The organism is Bradyrhizobium sp. i1.15.2 (assembly GCF_040548425.1).
Lineage (GTDB): Bacteria > Pseudomonadota > Alphaproteobacteria > Rhizobiales > Xanthobacteraceae > Bradyrhizobium > Bradyrhizobium canariense.
This window is the reverse complement of sequence record NZ_JBEPRQ010000020.1, coordinates 61,957-75,805: the sequence shown is the minus strand read 5'-3', so window position 1 is coordinate 75,805 and position 13,849 is coordinate 61,957. Positions and strand designations below refer to the sequence as shown.

Annotated in this window: 16 protein-coding genes; 6 read left to right on the top strand and 10 right to left on the bottom strand. The window is 64.2% G+C overall.

The genetic code is table 11. From position 1 onward, the window contains the following. The first annotated feature begins 12 nt into the window (after positions 1–12). Genes secF through ABIB80_RS28185 form a run of 4 tightly spaced genes read left to right on the top strand, consistent with a single transcriptional unit; the run spans position 13 to position 3,632 of the window. Positions 13–1,038, top strand: coding sequence for a protein translocase subunit SecF (gene secF / locus ABIB80_RS28200; RefSeq protein ID WP_007590676.1), 1,026 nt, complete (start codon positions 13–15; stop codon positions 1,036–1,038). 60 nt (positions 1,039–1,098) lie between these two features. Next, complete coding sequence (locus ABIB80_RS28195; RefSeq protein WP_007590678.1) at positions 1,099–1,482, top strand: Mth938-like domain-containing protein; 384 nt, start codon at positions 1,099–1,101, stop codon at positions 1,480–1,482. Further along, positions 1,479–2,342 carry a phytoene/squalene synthase family protein gene (locus ABIB80_RS28190; RefSeq protein ID WP_007590680.1) on the top strand — a complete coding sequence of 288 codons (864 nt, stop codon included), beginning with the start codon at positions 1,479–1,481 and terminating at the stop codon, positions 2,340–2,342. Before ABIB80_RS28195 ends, ABIB80_RS28190 begins: the two co-directional genes overlap by 4 nt. Before the next feature lie 45 nt (positions 2,343–2,387). Then, a complete protein-coding gene (locus ABIB80_RS28185) occupies positions 2,388–3,632 on the top strand; it encodes a threonine ammonia-lyase (RefSeq protein WP_007590682.1) in 1,245 nt (414 codons plus the stop codon). A 17-nt stretch (positions 3,633–3,649) separates the two neighbouring features. Here the strand turns inward: ABIB80_RS28185 and ABIB80_RS28180 are convergent, their stop codons facing one another. From ABIB80_RS28180 to ABIB80_RS28145, 8 genes are all read right to left on the bottom strand, one after another. Beyond that, positions 3,650–4,828 carry an aminotransferase class V-fold PLP-dependent enzyme gene (locus ABIB80_RS28180; RefSeq protein WP_035992621.1) on the bottom strand — a complete coding sequence of 393 codons (1,179 nt, stop codon included), beginning with the start codon at positions 4,826–4,828 and terminating at the stop codon, positions 3,650–3,652. A 29-nt stretch (positions 4,829–4,857) separates the two neighbouring features. Further along, positions 4,858–5,271, bottom strand: coding sequence for a GFA family protein (locus ABIB80_RS28175; RefSeq protein WP_007590685.1), 414 nt, complete (start codon positions 5,269–5,271; stop codon positions 4,858–4,860). A 92-nt stretch (positions 5,272–5,363) separates the two neighbouring features. Next, on the bottom strand, positions 5,364–5,921 hold the full coding sequence (locus tag ABIB80_RS28170; protein ID WP_354128849.1) for a CAP domain-containing protein: 558 nt from the start codon (positions 5,919–5,921) through the stop codon (positions 5,364–5,366). 104 nt (positions 5,922–6,025) lie between these two features. Continuing rightward, positions 6,026–7,120: a serine/threonine protein kinase gene (locus tag ABIB80_RS28165; protein WP_354128848.1), complete on the bottom strand. Its 1,095-nt coding sequence runs from the start codon at positions 7,118–7,120 to the stop codon at positions 6,026–6,028. A 7-nt stretch (positions 7,121–7,127) separates the two neighbouring features. Then, on the bottom strand, positions 7,128–8,555 hold the full coding sequence (gene trmFO, locus ABIB80_RS28160) for a methylenetetrahydrofolate--tRNA-(uracil(54)-C(5))-methyltransferase (FADH(2)-oxidizing) TrmFO (protein ID WP_354128847.1): 1,428 nt from the start codon (positions 8,553–8,555) through the stop codon (positions 7,128–7,130). A 125-nt stretch (positions 8,556–8,680) separates the two neighbouring features. Continuing rightward, positions 8,681–8,833 (bottom strand): DUF1127 domain-containing protein, encoded by a 153-nt coding sequence (locus ABIB80_RS28155; protein WP_007590701.1) that lies wholly within the window; start codon positions 8,831–8,833, stop codon positions 8,681–8,683. Between the two features lie 472 nt (positions 8,834–9,305). Beyond that, positions 9,306–10,130 (bottom strand): lytic murein transglycosylase, encoded by an 825-nt coding sequence (locus ABIB80_RS28150; protein WP_354128846.1) that lies wholly within the window; start codon positions 10,128–10,130, stop codon positions 9,306–9,308. Positions 10,131–10,260: 130 nt separating this feature from the next. Beyond that, on the bottom strand, positions 10,261–11,169 hold the full coding sequence (locus tag ABIB80_RS28145) for a DUF2189 domain-containing protein (RefSeq protein WP_354128845.1): 909 nt from the start codon (positions 11,167–11,169) through the stop codon (positions 10,261–10,263). 333 nt (positions 11,170–11,502) lie between these two features. On the opposite strand from ABIB80_RS28145, the gene ABIB80_RS28140 reads away from it, so the two are divergent. Continuing rightward, a complete protein-coding gene (locus ABIB80_RS28140) occupies positions 11,503–11,892 on the top strand; it encodes a DUF3597 domain-containing protein (RefSeq protein WP_219685497.1) in 390 nt (129 codons plus the stop codon). Between the two features lie 53 nt (positions 11,893–11,945). On the opposite strand, the gene ABIB80_RS28135 is transcribed toward ABIB80_RS28140, so the two are convergent. Continuing rightward, entirely contained in the window at positions 11,946–12,221 is a 276-nt protein-coding gene (locus tag ABIB80_RS28135; RefSeq protein WP_219685496.1) for a GNAT family N-acetyltransferase, read from the bottom strand. Between the two features lie 103 nt (positions 12,222–12,324). Here ABIB80_RS28135 and ABIB80_RS28130 point away from each other — a divergent pair, with 103 nt between their 5' ends. Then, the gene (locus ABIB80_RS28130; protein WP_219685495.1) at positions 12,325–13,254 is read left to right on the top strand and encodes a tetratricopeptide repeat protein; all 930 of its coding nucleotides are present in this window, start codon (positions 12,325–12,327) and stop codon (positions 13,252–13,254) included. Between the two features lie 63 nt (positions 13,255–13,317). On the opposite strand, the gene ABIB80_RS28125 is transcribed toward ABIB80_RS28130, so the two are convergent. Further along, complete coding sequence (locus tag ABIB80_RS28125) at positions 13,318–13,674, bottom strand: hypothetical protein (protein ID WP_007590711.1); 357 nt, start codon at positions 13,672–13,674, stop codon at positions 13,318–13,320. Positions 13,675–13,849 lie beyond the last annotated feature (175 nt).

Below are 13,849 nucleotides of genomic sequence, written 5' to 3'. Positions count from 1 at the left end.
TCGAGGCCGGCTGTGACCACTACTCAACTCGTTCTCATTTCTCTCGGCGTCCTGATTGCCGTGCTGACCGTGGTCAGCGTGCTTGGCCTCCTGCCGTCGCTGCGCATCGTGCCAGACGAGACGCATTTCGACTTCACGCGCTTCCGCCGTATCAGCTTCCCGATCTCGGCGGCGCTGTCGATCGTCGCCATCACGCTGTTCTTTACCCATGGCCTGAACTTCGGCATCGACTTCAAGGGCGGCACCTTGATGGAGGTAAGGGCCAAGTCGGGCTCCGCCGATCTTGCGCAGATGCGCACGACCCTTGGCAGCCTGGGACTCGGCGAAGTCCAGCTGCAGCAATTCGGTGGCCCCGCTGACGTGCTGCTTCGCGTTGCTGAGCAGCCGGGCGGCGACAAGGCGCAGCAGGCAGCCGTGGACAAGGTCCGCACTGCGCTCGGCGAGTCCGTGGAGTATCGCCGCGTCGAGGTGGTGGGGCCGCGTGTCTCCGGCGAACTGCTGAGTTGGGGCATGCTCGGCCTGATGCTCGCGATCGTCTCGATCCTGGTCTACCTCTGGTTCCGCTTCGAGTGGCAGTTCGCGCTCGGCGCCATGATCGCCAACGTGCACGACATCGTGCTGACGATCGGGTTCATGTCGATCAGTCAGGTCGATTTCGACCTGACCAGCATCGCGGCGCTTCTGACGATTTTGGGCTATTCGCTCAACGACACCGTTGTCATCTACGACCGTATCCGTGAGATGCTGCGGCGCTACAAGAAGATGCCGATGCCGCAGCTCCTCAACGAATCGATCAACTCGACGCTGTCGCGCTCGATCATCACCCACTTCACCGTGACGTTGGCGCTGCTGGCTCTGCTGCTGTTCGGCGGCCATGCCATCCACAGCTTCACCGCGGTCATGATGTTCGGCGTGGTGCTGGTCGGCACTTATACCTCGATCTTCATTGCAGCCCCGATCCTGATCTATCTCGGCGTCGGCGAGCATCGCGAAGATGCGGTCGATAAGGCTACGCCGGCGAAGAAAAGCAAGGCATGATCCGAACCGCATGCCCTCGCAGGAGTTTGCGAGGGCAGTAAGCTCATTCGGACGAAGCTCATGGCCGGCGATCCCAACGCACCGCATTTCCCCCGCTCGGCGCCGATCGAAGCCTATGGCAAGGGCGGCTTTGCCTTTGCCGGCATGTCGCATCGGGGATCGCTGCTTTGCCTGCCCGACGCGATCTGGGCCTGGGACATAACGGACCCCGCGAAGATCGACCGCTATTCGCTGGATCGAGTCTTCAAGTCCGCCAACAGCATCGACACGCTCCTGATCGGCACCGGAACCGGGGTCTGGCTGCCGCCGGCGGAACTGCGCCAGGCGCTTAAAGCGGCGAGGGTGGTTCTGGACACGATGCAGACCGGTCCCGCCGTGCGTACCTACAACATCATGATCGGCGAACGGCGGCGCGTGGCGGCCGCGCTGATCGCCGTGCCATGAGCGGCTCCGCGCCGCCGCCGGATTCTGCCGCGTTCTGTGCTGACCTCGTGCGCAGCCACGACTTTGCTCGCTATGCCGCGACCCTGTTCGCGCCCGCTGCCGAGCGCCGCGCGCTGCTGGCGCTCTATGCTTTCAATGTCGAGATCGTCCGCGTCCGTGACCAGGTAAGCCAGCCCTTGCCTGGTGAAATCCGCCTGCAATGGTGGACCGACATGCTGTCGGGCCAAGTCCATGGCAGCGCCGAGGGCAATCCGGTGGCGGCGGAGCTGCTCCGCGCAATCCGTGATTTCGACCTGCCGGTCGAACCGCTGTCGCTGCTCGTCGACGAGCATCAATTCGATCTCTACAACGACCCAATGCCGACCATGACGGCTCTCGAAGGCTATCTGGCCGCGACCTGTTCGGCGTTGTTTACTCTTGCGGCGCGGATCATGGCGTCACCCTTGGACCCAGCCGAGCATCTCGCGCGGCATGCGGGGTTGGCTCAAGGCATCGCGCAAGTCATCACGAACTTGCCGCGTGATGCGGCGCACCGGCAATTGTTCCTGCCGCAGCAAGTTCTGGCAAGCCACGATTGCAACATGGAGGACGTGTTCGCCGGCAAGGAGACGCCGAATTTGCGCGCCGTCCTGGACCAGCTCGTGGGCGAGGCCGGGCAGCATTTGACCACGGCCTTGTCGCTGTTGCCCGAGGTGCCGGTGTCGGCTCGGCCAGCGTTTCTGCCGCTGAGCCAGGTAAGGGCCGACCTTGAGCGCCTGTCGCAACCCGGGCGCAATCCATTTGCGCCGCAACCGTCATCGCGGCTGCGTACGCTGTGGACGCTTTGGCGGGCTTCACGTTCGCGGGAATTTACCAAATAGCGGTTGGCTTATCGCCGGAGCCGGGCAAATGCTCTATGCTGTCCTATGGCTGAGTTGTCCCAAACCATATCTTCCGATCTGGGCGGCCTTCCGGTCGCACCGGCCGACATCCATGCCGCCGCCGAGACGATCCGCGGCGCCGTCGTCGAGACGCCCTGTAGCTACAGTCGCACGCTGAGCAATATCTGCGGCTGCGATATCTGGCTGAAATTCGAGAACCTCCAGTTCACCTCCTCGTTCAAGGAGCGCGGCGCGCTCAACCGCCTCACGGCGCTGACGCCGGAGGAGCGCGTGCGGGGCGTCGTCGCGATGTCGGCGGGCAACCACGCGCAGGGCGTCGCCTATCACGCCAAGCGGCTCGGCATTCCCGCCACCATTGTCATGCCGGTCGGCACGCCCATGGTGAAGGTCGAGAACACCAGGCATCACGGTGCCGAGGTGGTGGTGACGGGCGCCACGCTAGAGGAGGCGGCCGCGTATGCGCGCAGCCACGGCGAAGCGCGCGGCATGATCTTCGTCCATCCCTATGACGATCCGCTTGTCATCGCGGGGCAGGGAACGGTCGGGCTGGAAATACTCAAGACAGTGCCGGAGCTCGATACACTGGTCGTCCCGATCGGCGGCGGTGGTCTGATCAGCGGGATCGCCATTGCCGCGAAATCGATCAAGCCGTCGCTGCGGATCCTCGGCGTCGAGGCCTGGCTCTACCCCTCGATGTACAACGCCATCCACGACGGCAATCTGCCGGCACGTGGCGACACACTCGCCGAAGGTATCGCGGTGAAAACGCCCGGCAAGATCACAACCGAAATCGTCCGCCGCCTCGTCGACGACATTGCGCTGGTCAACGAAGCCGAACTCGAGCGCGCGGTGGCGACCCTGATCTCGATCGAGAAGACGGTCGTGGAAGGCGCCGGTGCCGCTGGCCTCGCCGCGCTGATGTCCGACCCGTCCCGTTTCGCCGGCCAGAAGGTCGGGCTGGTGCTGAGCGGCGGCAATATCGACACACGGCTGATCGCATCGGTCCTGACCCGCGAGTTGGCGCGCGAGGGGCGGCTCACCCAATTGTCGCTCGACATCCCCGACAGGCCCGGCCAACTGGCTGCTGTCGCGGCACTGCTGGCGGAGGCCGGCGCCAATATCATCGAGGTCTCGCACCAGCGCACCTTCTCGGATCTTCCGGCCAAGGCGACGTTGCTGCAATTGGTGATCGAGACCCGCGACAGCGCCCATCTCGACGAGGTCATGGCGAAGCTTGGCGCATCCGGATTGAGTGCGCGCTGTACCTGAGCTGTGCGCGCCCGCCGCTATCGCGGCGTCAAACCCGCCAAATGGGCGATCAGCCGATCGATCTCGGCTTCCGTATTGTAGTAGTGCGGGGAGGCGCGCACCACCGGCGGCAGCGAGCGAATTTCGGCATCGATGCGCGTGCTCGACGGATCTGAGGCGCCGATCGTGATGCTGGCTGCGGCCGCGCCGCTGACGACCGCCTCCGCCTCGTAGCCGTCCACCGTGAAGCTGACGATGGCTCCCGGAGTGCGTCCGAGGTCGCGAATTCTGATGCCGCGAATGGACGCAAGGCTGCCCCTCAGGCGGTCCGCCAGCATGCGGCACCGCTGCTCGATCGGGCCGATCCCGATGTCCAGGGCATAATCGACAGCCGCGCCGAGCCCAAGCCGGGCTGCGTAGTTGTTCTCCCAGGTCTCGAAACGGCGCGCATCGTCACGCAGCCGATAAGCGTCCCGGGAGACCCAGGGTGCGGCGTAGTGGTCGATCATCGGCGGTTCGAGCCGCTGCAGCATCGCCCGGCGGACGTACAGGAAGCCAGTGCCGCGCGGGCCGCGGAGGAATTTACGGCCCGTCGCCGACAGCATGTCACAGCCGATGGCCTCGACGTCGACCACCATCTGTCCGACCGCCTGGCAGGCGTCGAGCAGATAGGGGATGCCGTGCGCCCGCGCGATCTTGCCGACGGCTGCTGCGGGATTGACCAGTCCGCCATTGGTCGGAACCCAGGTGATCGCAATCAGCTTCACGCGCTCGTCGATCATGCGTTCGAGCGCGTCGACGTCGAGTTCGCCGCTGGCATCACTCGGCACGATGTCGATCGCGGCGCCTGTTCGCTTGGCGACCTGAAGAAAAGCGACATAGTTGGCCGCGTACTCCGCCTCGGCGGTCAGGATCCGGTCGCCCTTGCTAAATGGAAGCGCGTAGAAAGCCATCTGCCAGGCAACCGTCGCGTTCTCCATGAGGGCGATCTCATCCGGCGCGGCATTCAGCAGGCGGGCCACAGAGCCGTAGACTGAATCAAGCCGGCGCGACTCCCGATCGGCTGCCGCATAGCCTCCGATCTCGCACTCCAGATCGATATGCTGCTTCATGGCTTCGACGACAGCAACGGGCATGAGAGCAGCTCCCGCGTTGTGCAGGTACGCCAGCCGGGAGGTGGCTGGCGTGTCGGCACGTATTCGCTCGATGTTGATCAACTAAATCTCCGGCTCGGACTATCGTCGCGTCAGTGCGGCATTTCCTCGAACTGCGGCAGGTTGAGCGGCATGTTCCACGACATGCGACGCTTGGTGAACATCTCGAGCTTCGGTGCCACGAGGTCGGGCCGGTCGAGGCTGCCCAACTGGACGAAGACCGTCTTGGGGAAGCTATCGAGATTAGTGGTAAAGACCCGCGAACCGCATTCCGGGCAGAAATTGCGATCCAGGCCTTTGCCGGAATTGGCGATGTAGTGAAACGCCTTCGGCTTGCCGCAGAGAAGCGTGAAATCGTCCTCGGGTACCGCGAAGAAGGTCGCCATCTCGCCGCCCGAAGCGCGCTTGCAGTCGTTGCAATGACAATTGGCGATGAAGGACGGATCGGTGCTGAATTCGAACTTGATGGCGCCACAGGCGCATTGAGCGGTGTACTTCTTGGCCATTGATCGCCTCAGGTTGGTTGAGGATAGCGGCGCGATCATAATGGCCGGTCGGAGAAGCGCGTGCAACAATGCTTCCGGCGCGGCGTCACGCCTCAGATGCAGAGGCCGAGCAGCTTGATGTGGCAGCCGCCGGATTTCGGCTTGCTTGCAGGAACGGCTTCGCGTTTCACGGCAACGAGGGGCTCTCCGTCTTTCTTGCCTTTGCCTTTGCCCTTCGGCTCGTAGTCGCCGGCGATCACCATTGCCCAATAGGTGCGCTTGCCGCTGGCGTTTTTCGCGCTCGCGATCCCGACGCGGGAAGCGTTGTGCAGCAGCAGGTTCTTGCGGTGTCCGGACGAGTCGATCCACTGCCCCAGAGTCTTCTCGAAATTGTCATAGCCGTAGGCAATATTCTCGGCGGCGCGGCCTGCGCCGGCAGGTGCGACCCGGCGGTTGAACGGACCGAGGGCGTCGTGACTGAGGTCGTCCTTTGTCGCCATCGCGTGCGCCTGGTCCATGGCGATGCGGTCGAGGGTCGAATCGCGGACGACGCGGACCTCGCCATGCTTGAGGCGGAAGCTGGAGATCAGTTCGGCGGGAGACTCGGCCATTACGGGCGTGGTGGCGAGCAGCAGAAGGCCGGCGATCAGGCCGCCTACCACACGATGCATCATCGTCCCCCGAGTGCCCATGACCCCGCCAAGTCCCCTACCAAGCTCGAATTATCGGATCGCTTCTCTATCGCCAATGTGGACGCTTCAAGGCGTGATCCACGCTAGCCCGCCGGCAGGTCGGCCTCGAAATTGAAGCGGTCGCGCAAGTTCTTGCGCTGCTCCAGGATGTCCTTGAGGAAAGCACGGTCCTGGTCGTTCTTCATCATCGGCTCGATCAGGTCGAGCTGGTTCATGGCGACCAGTTGCAGGATCTCCGTGCGCGGCTTGCCGTCGGCGTTGCGTGGCAGTGCGTGCACGACCTGGATGTGTTCCGGGGGCTTCGGCCCCTTGGCGGCGGTGAGTTCGTTCCGCAATTGGCCTTCGAGCGCGGCCTGATCGGCTTCGACGAAGGCATAGAGGCCGACACCGGAGCGGCGGTCGGCAAACGCGACGATGGCGGTGTCGCGCACGGCGGGGTTCTTGCGGATCAATTCCGTCAGCACCGGCGCGTCGTTGACGAGCCTTCGGCCGCCGCCTTCACGGTCGGTGAAGTTGAACAGGCCGCGCGTGATTGCCCGATAGACCTTCTTGCCGGTGGCGAGCCACAGGCTGGCGGCGAACGACTTCTTCGCCAGGATCTTGCGCTCGCGCGGCGTCAGCGCCTCGGGCGCGTAGGATCGCTTGTGCTTGAGCAGATGCCGGAGATCTTCATACGCCAGGATCCGGTAAAGCCGGCCGCGACGGTCGAAGCAGGCCGCGAGCTGGAAGTCGGTGACATAGGCGCGACCGTCGCGGCCGACCAGCCAGTTCTGTTCCTTGGCAAGATCGTTGTGGCAGATTCCGGCGCGGCGCAGCCGTCGCAGCGCGGCCTTCGCCGAGCGAAAATAAGCGAGGTCGCCATGCGGTTTCGCCAGATGCAGTGCGACACCATCGACGAAGCTGCGCACCAGCGCGCGGCGTCCGGCCCACAGCAGCTCCGGGCCGACATCGAGTCCCTTGGCGAGTGCCAGCGCATGCGTCTCGCGGGCGAACAGATGGCGCGCCAAAAGGAATGACCACCACGGCACCTCGTCGAGGCGGCGCAGCACCGCGTCGACCTCGCCGTCATCGTCGCGGAATCGGCCGCGCTCGACGGTCGAGAACACGTCGCGCTTGAGCAGCACGCCCTCGGTCCAGCGCGCCGAGAGTGTTGCGGCGTCGTCTTTGGGAAGGTTCATCGAAAACTCACGCCGCGGCGGCAATGCGCAGGTGATCGGCGATCCAGCGATCGAGATCGGCGAGCGCCAGCGCGCTCATCGCCTGCTTTTTGGCCACTGTCTTCTCGTTGCCGCGCAGTCGGCTTCCGTCCGGCTTCTTCGTCGGTACACTGGCGAGCGGTGGGAATAGGCCGAAATTGATGTTCATCGGCTGGAACGAGCGCGTGCCGGGCTCGACGGTCTCGATATGGCCGCCGGTGATGTGGCCGAGCAGGGATCCGAGCGCCGTCGTAGCAGGCGGACCCGCAAGCGTCTCGCCGCGCACCTCCGCTGCCGCATAGAGGCCGGCAATCAGTCCGACGCTGGCGGATTCCACATAGCCCTCGCAGCCCGTCATCTGGCCGGCAAAGCGCAGCCGCGGCTGCGCGCGCAGGCGCAACTGGCCGTCGAGCAGCTTTGGCGAGTTGAGAAAGGTGTTGCGATGCAGGCCGCCGAGGCGGGCAAATTCGGCCTTCTCCAGCCCCGGAATGGTGCGGAAGATGCGTTGCTGCTCGCCGTATTTCAGCTTCGTCTGGAAGCCGACGATGTTGTAGAGCGTGCCGAGCTTGTTGTCCTGGCGCAGCTGCACGATCGCGTAGGCCTTGGTGCTGGGATCGTGCGGATTGGTGAGGCCGACCGGCTTCATCGGCCCGTGGCGGAGGGTCTCGGGGCCGCGTTCCGCCATGACCTCGATCGGCAGGCAGCCGTCGAAATAGGGCGTGTTGGTCTCCCATTCCTTGAACTCAGTCTTCTCGCCGGCGACCAGCGCTGCGACGAAGCCGTCATACTGCTCCTTGGTCATCGGGCAGTTGATGTAGTCGGCGCCGGTGCCGCCGGGACCGACCTTGTCGTAGCGCGACTGGAACCAGGCCACCGACATGTCGATGGATTCGCGGTGCACGATCGGCGCGATCGCGTCGAAGAAGGCGAGGGCGTTCTCGTCGGTCAACTCGCGGATCGCATCCGCCAGCGGCGCCGAAGTGAGCGGGCCGGTCGCAACGATGACGTTGCTCCAATCGGCCGGCGGCAGGCCTGCGACCTCGCCGCGGGCGATCTCGATCAGGGGATGATCGTTCAGCGCCTTGGTGACGGCCGCTGAGAAGCCGTCGCGGTCCACCGCCAGCGCGCCGCCGGCGGGCACCTGGTTGGCGTCGGCTGCGCGCATGATCAGCGAATCGAGGCGGCGCATCTCGGCATGCAGCAGGCCGACGGCGTTGTTGGCGGCATCGTCCGAGCGGAACGAATTGGAGCAGACGAGCTCGGCAAGCCCGTCGGTGCGATGTGCCTCGGTCATGCGGGTCGGCCGCATCTCGTGCAGCACCACGGGCACGCCGGATTTGGCCACCTGCCAGGCGGCTTCGGAGCCGGCAAGGCCTGCGCCGATGACGTGCACGGTATTTGATTGGGGTCCTGTCATGGGGCGGACAGGTAGCGCTTTTCGGCGGTCAGTGGAATCGCCGAGATCGAGTTTTCTGCCTCCGGATGCGACAACGCCCGCACAAGGCGGGCGCTATCGGTTCGTCCGGTTGAGGCTGAACGATATCAGCCCTGATACTGACCGGCGGCAACGCGCGGGATGTCCGAGCGATCGAGGCCGATATCGGCCAGTTCGCGATCGCTAAGCTGGGACAGCTCGGCAACATTGCGCTGATAGTCCCGGAAAGCCTGGATCATGCGGATGAGCGAGAGCAGCATTGGTAGTCTCCTGTAGTTCGATTCAGCTCTTGCCCGAGCCTCATCGTTGAAATGAATATAAGTGAGAGTGGTGCAGTGCGAAAGTTCCGATGTTGCGATGCAGCTAAGCGCTGGGTGCATGGCATTGGTAACGGTCGATTAACCCAGGAGCACTCCCGCCCAAAGGGTAGGCGGAACGGGAAAAAGTGTACTGAAAATGCCCGTGAATTCACGGATTTACTGCGGATGAGGCGGTTCCACTCAGGGCCAGATAAGTTGCTTTGTGGTCGTCCGCAAGTTGATCGAATAGCTTCTATACCCAAGTCTCGCATGCGCGAATCGCATGATGATCGGGCATTAAGAGTGAACTAAGATTCATTAACAAGCGAGAGGGTACACTTTTGCCAGCCCTGGGCCAGCGGTGCGACTAAACCCTGGCGGATCGACATAACGCGGCGCTGCTGCAGTGCACACACGCCGAACCGTGGGGCTTCTAAGGGGCGCGCGCGAGCTGGGTGGCGAAATAAGCGACAGTCTTCGAGTAGACCTCGCTCTTGTTCCACTGCTGTAGCACCGCGAAATTCGGACTGCCCGGCTGCCAATCCTTACCCTTTTGCCAGCCATAACCGGCGAGATAGTTCGCGGTGGAGGCGAGCACGTCGGGGGCGTTGTGCAGGAGATCGCGCTTGCCATTGCCGTCGAAATCGACAGCGTATTTCATCCATGACGACGGCATGAACTGGGTCTGTCCGAGCTCGCCGGCCCAGGCGCCTTTCATGTCGGCCGGTGCGAGGTCACCGCGCTGGACGATGCGGAGCGCATCCAACAGCTCGGCGCGAAACTGCTCGGCGCGGCGGCAGTCATAAGCCAGCGTCGCCAGCGAGCGGATGGTTGCGAACTTGCCGGTATTGACGCCGAAATCGGTCTCGAGACCCCAGATCGCAACCAGCACCTCGCCAGGCACGCCGTAGGTCTGCTCGATACGCGACAACACCGAGCCGTATTGCTTCATCATGTTGGAGCCGCGCGTCAGGCGCGGCGGCACCATGCGGCCGGAAAACTCCTCGAAGGTCTGGCTGAAGACCTTCTGCGAGCGATCGCGGTTGAGCACGTTCTGATCGAGCGTCACACCGGCGAGCCCGGCGGAAATGGCTTGTTGCGAGACGCCTTTGGCCGCGGCGTCCGTTTTGAAGTCTGCAAGCCACGCGTCGAAATTGCCCGAACCGCAGGCAACAGCGGCGAGCGCTGGCTGGGCGGATAGGATGGACGCGGTGAGGGCTAAGGCTGCGAGGGCGAGACGAGAAATCGTCGGGGTCATTCGAGCAAATAAATTCCGTGAAGTGATCTGAACGGCGGGTGCAATCTCGATGGAAACCGCGGCCAAAGCAAGGCGCATGACAGTGCGCGATCCTGCCCGCACCGGAGCAGGATCGCATGTCACGATATCGTCAGACGTCGGTCCGATTGCGCCAGGGGAATAGGTTGGCGGGGAAGTCGGCGGCCGGCTTGCGTGGACGATGCGGCGGAGGCGGCACCGGACGCGCGCCCGGATCGGCTGCGATTACCTTGCGATAGAGATGCCAGGTGGCATGGCCGAGCACGGGGACCACCACGGCAAGGCCGAGGAAGGCGGGAATCGTGCCCAGCGCCAGCAGGACGGCCACCATCAGGCCCCAGGCCGCCATCGGCACCGGGTTCTTCGCGACAACGCGCAGCGACGTCACCATTGCCTCGAACGCGCCGGCATGGCGGTCGAGCATCAGCGGGAACGACACGGCGCTGATGCAGAGCGCGGCAAGGGCGAACAGGAAGCCGGTGCCGCAGCCGACCACGATCAGCCACCAGCCTTGCCGGCTCGTGAGCACGCGCGTCAGAAAATCCGAGATCCCGGATGCGCCTTCGTAGCCGAAAGCGGCAACGTAGATCGCCTGCGCGGTCGCAACCCAGGTCACGAACAGGGCCAGCAGCAGCGCGCCGAGACCGAGCATCGCGCCGAAGGAGGGCGAACGCAGCACCTCCATGGCATCCCAGGCGCTGGCCTCCTCATGGCGCTCGCGCCGGCTGGAGAGCTCGTAGAGACCGAGAGCAGCGAACGGGCCGATCAGCGCGAAGCCAGCGGCCAGCGGAAATAACAACGGCAGCACTGAATAGCCCATCACCACGCGGGCAAGCACGAGGCCCAGCACAGGATAGATCACGCAGAGGATGATGGCGTGGCTCGGCACCGCCTTGAAATCGTCCCAGCCGCGCTTGAGCGCATCGTGCAGATCGGAGAGTTGGATGGTTCGGATCACCGGTCCAGCCGCTTCTGCGGTCTGGGCCAAGGTGGGGACATTGCCCTGGTAGAGTGTGGCCATGGTCGCTAGCTCCCTTGCCATGCAGCCGCATCTGGCGCCAGCAAACGGCGCAAGCGGCCGCTATTCTAAGTTTCACGATCCCCAACCAGACGCGAATTCCGGATGGCATCGCGAACTGAACGTCAAGCCTACGCCCATTTGCGAGTCCTGTCCCTCACGCTTGGGTGAGGTTCGATGCCGCAGCGCAACCCCGATGATGTCGTTCGGTCGTCATTTCGCCGCAGATAAGCTGATGCTGCGTGCTGGTCCGCGGAACTTTGCGGGCGCAACGACGCAACTTGGTCTATAAGTGCCACTCAAGGCCCTCCAGCGGGTCCTTTTCGGGGAGCAGACATGAGCATTTTCGGGAAAATTATGGGCGCGATCTTCGGTAGCCAGCCAGCTTCCGCCGCGCCCGCAGGCAGCGCACCGTCGGGCAGCGCGCCCGCAGGGCCCGCGCCGGGCGGATCGGCGCCCGCGGCGACGGTGGACGTTGCCTCGATCGTCGACGCGGCGGCCGCCGCGCACAAGGGCGAGAAGCTGGAATGGCGTACCTCGATCGTCGACCTCATGAAGGCGCTCGACATCGATTCCAGCCTCGCCGCGCGCAAGGACCTCGCCAAGGAGCTTGGCTACAGCGGCGACACCAACGATTCCGCGACCATGAACGTCTGGCTGCACAAGCAGGTGATGTCCAAGCTCGCCGCCAATGGCGGCAAGCTGCCGCCGGAGATCAAGCACTGACCGGTCCCCCGGTCGTAACCCAAGGGCCCGCGATCGCGCGGGCCCTTTTGCATTCAGGCGACGAGATCCGCATCTTCCGGATGCCTGTCGAGATAGTCGACGACGAATCCGCAACCGGCGATCACCTTCTTGCCGTCGCGGCGGATCAATTCCAGCGCGCCCTTGACCAGCTCGGAGCCGATGCCGCGGCCGCGCAGCGCGCGCGGCGTCTCGGTGTGGGTGATGATCACCGCCGACGGCGTCAGCCGGTAATTGGCGAAGGCGATTTCGCTGCCGACATCGAGCTCGAAGCGGCTTTTGTCCTTGTTGTCCCGTACCGATGGCGCCATGCAAAATCCTTCCGACCTGCTGCTTGCCTCTGATCTAGGCGCCTGAACCGGCCCTTGCCAAGGTGCGACCAAGAGGGATTGCCGCAGGGGAGATATCCGGAAAATGCGTGTCCCGCTCAGCCTCCTGGCGCTGCTCGCCGCGCTGATCTCGCCGGCTCCGGCGTCCGCGGCAGGCGGTCCGGCCTGGGAGGCCTGCGTCGGATTGGCCAGCACGCCGGACGAGCGGATCAAGGCTTGCTCGACTGTGGTCGATACCAAGAGCGAAACCGGACCTCGGCTCGCCGGCGCTTATTGCAATCGCGGTCATGGTCTGACGGAGAAGCGCGAGCTCGACGCGGCGCTGTCCGATCTCGACGATGCGGTCAGGCTCGACCCCGGCTATGCCTGCGCCTACAACAATCGGGGCCGTGTCTACAGTTTCAAGCGCGACTATGATCGCGCCATCGCCGATTACGACTTGGCCATCAAGCTCGATCCGTCGCTGGCGCTGGCCTACAGCAATCGCGGCGAGTCGCGTTTCAACAAGGGCGATCTCGACGGTGCGTTCGCGGACTTTGACGCCGCGATCAAGCGCGATCCCAAATACGCCATGGCCTACGCCAATCGTGCGTTGGTGTCTTACCGCAGGCGCGACATGGCGCACGCCATCGCCGACTATACCACGCGGATCAAGCTTGCGCCCGATCTGCTCGCCTATATCGATCGCGGCAACGTCTATCGCGATAGCGAGCAGCTCGATCGCGCCGCCGCCGATTATGGCGAGGCGATCCGCGTTGCGCCGACCGACGCGCGCGGTTGGCGCAATCGCGGCATGATCCGGCTCTATCAGGGCGACAGCAAGGGCGGCCTTTCCGACTACGACAAGGCGCTGCAATACGATCCCTCCGACGTGTTCTCGTGGAGCAACCGCGGACAGGCTAAGCTGCGGCTCGGCGACAAACAGGGCGCGATTGCCGATTTCAGGAAGGCGCTGGAATTGAAGCCGGGCCTGCCGACCGCACAGGAGTCATTGCGGAAGCTCGGGGCGTTGTAGCTCCCGGTCGCTTCTCGCGACGACGGGGCCGGACTTCCACCAGGTCCTGATCGTCCGGAGGTTTCAATCGGTCGCCTTGGCGAGCCTGGAATCCTCGGACTGCGCCTGCGGGCGCAGGCATCCCTGGCAGATGACGAGGGAACGGTTGACCCTGGCGTCCTGTTCCGCCTCGATGCCGTCCTGCGCCTGCCACCATTCCTTCGAGTAGGGTTTAAGCCCTGCTTGCGAGCTGTTGCGCTCGGATCGGGCCGTGCGTGCTGGTCCTGAGGGAGCGCGCGGGTGATTGGGATTTTCGCCAGCGCCGTCCCAGGCATAGCGCGCAGGCGTGAAGGCGGGACCGGAGGCGAGGTGCGCTTGTGGGCCCACGGCACATCCGGCAAGCGCCAACGACAACAGGAGGAGGGCGGGCGCTTTGACCATGATGCGGCACTCTGTACGCGAGAACTGAGCGAGGTTGCGCCGATCATGTTTAAAATTTCCTGAACGGTGGGATGGGCTGCGCTGCGCCCGGCAGCCTTGCAGGGGTCGTGGCGATGGCGATAAATGGGCTGCAATGAGCGGGCGGCTTGCGTGCCGTCCGCCGCCGAAGAGGAAG

Bases quoted from the DNA above. Each gene is read 5' to 3' on its own strand.
- ABIB80_RS28195 (WP_007590678.1), top strand. From the start codon at position 1,099: ATGGCCGGCGATCCCAACGCACCGCATTTCCCCCGCTCGGCGCCGATC.
- ABIB80_RS28190 (WP_007590680.1), top strand. From the start codon at position 1,479: ATGAGCGGCTCCGCGCCGCCGCCGGATTCTGCCGCGTTCTGTGCTGAC.
- ABIB80_RS28185 (WP_007590682.1), top strand. From the start codon at position 2,388: ATGGCTGAGTTGTCCCAAACCATATCTTCCGATCTGGGCGGCCTTCCG.
- ABIB80_RS28175 (WP_007590685.1), bottom strand. From the start codon at position 5,271: ATGGCCAAGAAGTACACCGCTCAATGCGCCTGTGGCGCCATCAAGTTC.
- ABIB80_RS28170 (WP_354128849.1), bottom strand. From the start codon at position 5,921: ATGCATCGTGTGGTAGGCGGCCTGATCGCCGGCCTTCTGCTGCTCGCC.
- ABIB80_RS28165 (WP_354128848.1), bottom strand. From the start codon at position 7,120: ATGAACCTTCCCAAAGACGACGCCGCAACACTCTCGGCGCGCTGGACC.
- trmFO (WP_354128847.1), bottom strand. From the start codon at position 8,555: ATGACAGGACCCCAATCAAATACCGTGCACGTCATCGGCGCAGGCCTT.
- ABIB80_RS28155 (WP_007590701.1), bottom strand. From the start codon at position 8,833: ATGCTGCTCTCGCTCATCCGCATGATCCAGGCTTTCCGGGACTATCAG.
- ABIB80_RS28150 (WP_354128846.1), bottom strand. From the start codon at position 10,130: ATGACCCCGACGATTTCTCGTCTCGCCCTCGCAGCCTTAGCCCTCACC.
- ABIB80_RS28145 (WP_354128845.1), bottom strand. From the start codon at position 11,169: ATGGCCACACTCTACCAGGGCAATGTCCCCACCTTGGCCCAGACCGCA.
- ABIB80_RS28140 (WP_219685497.1), top strand. From the start codon at position 11,503: ATGAGCATTTTCGGGAAAATTATGGGCGCGATCTTCGGTAGCCAGCCA.
- ABIB80_RS28135 (WP_219685496.1), bottom strand. From the start codon at position 12,221: ATGGCGCCATCGGTACGGGACAACAAGGACAAAAGCCGCTTCGAGCTC.
- ABIB80_RS28130 (WP_219685495.1), top strand. From the start codon at position 12,325: ATGCGTGTCCCGCTCAGCCTCCTGGCGCTGCTCGCCGCGCTGATCTCG.
- ABIB80_RS28125 (WP_007590711.1), bottom strand. From the start codon at position 13,674: ATGGTCAAAGCGCCCGCCCTCCTCCTGTTGTCGTTGGCGCTTGCCGGA.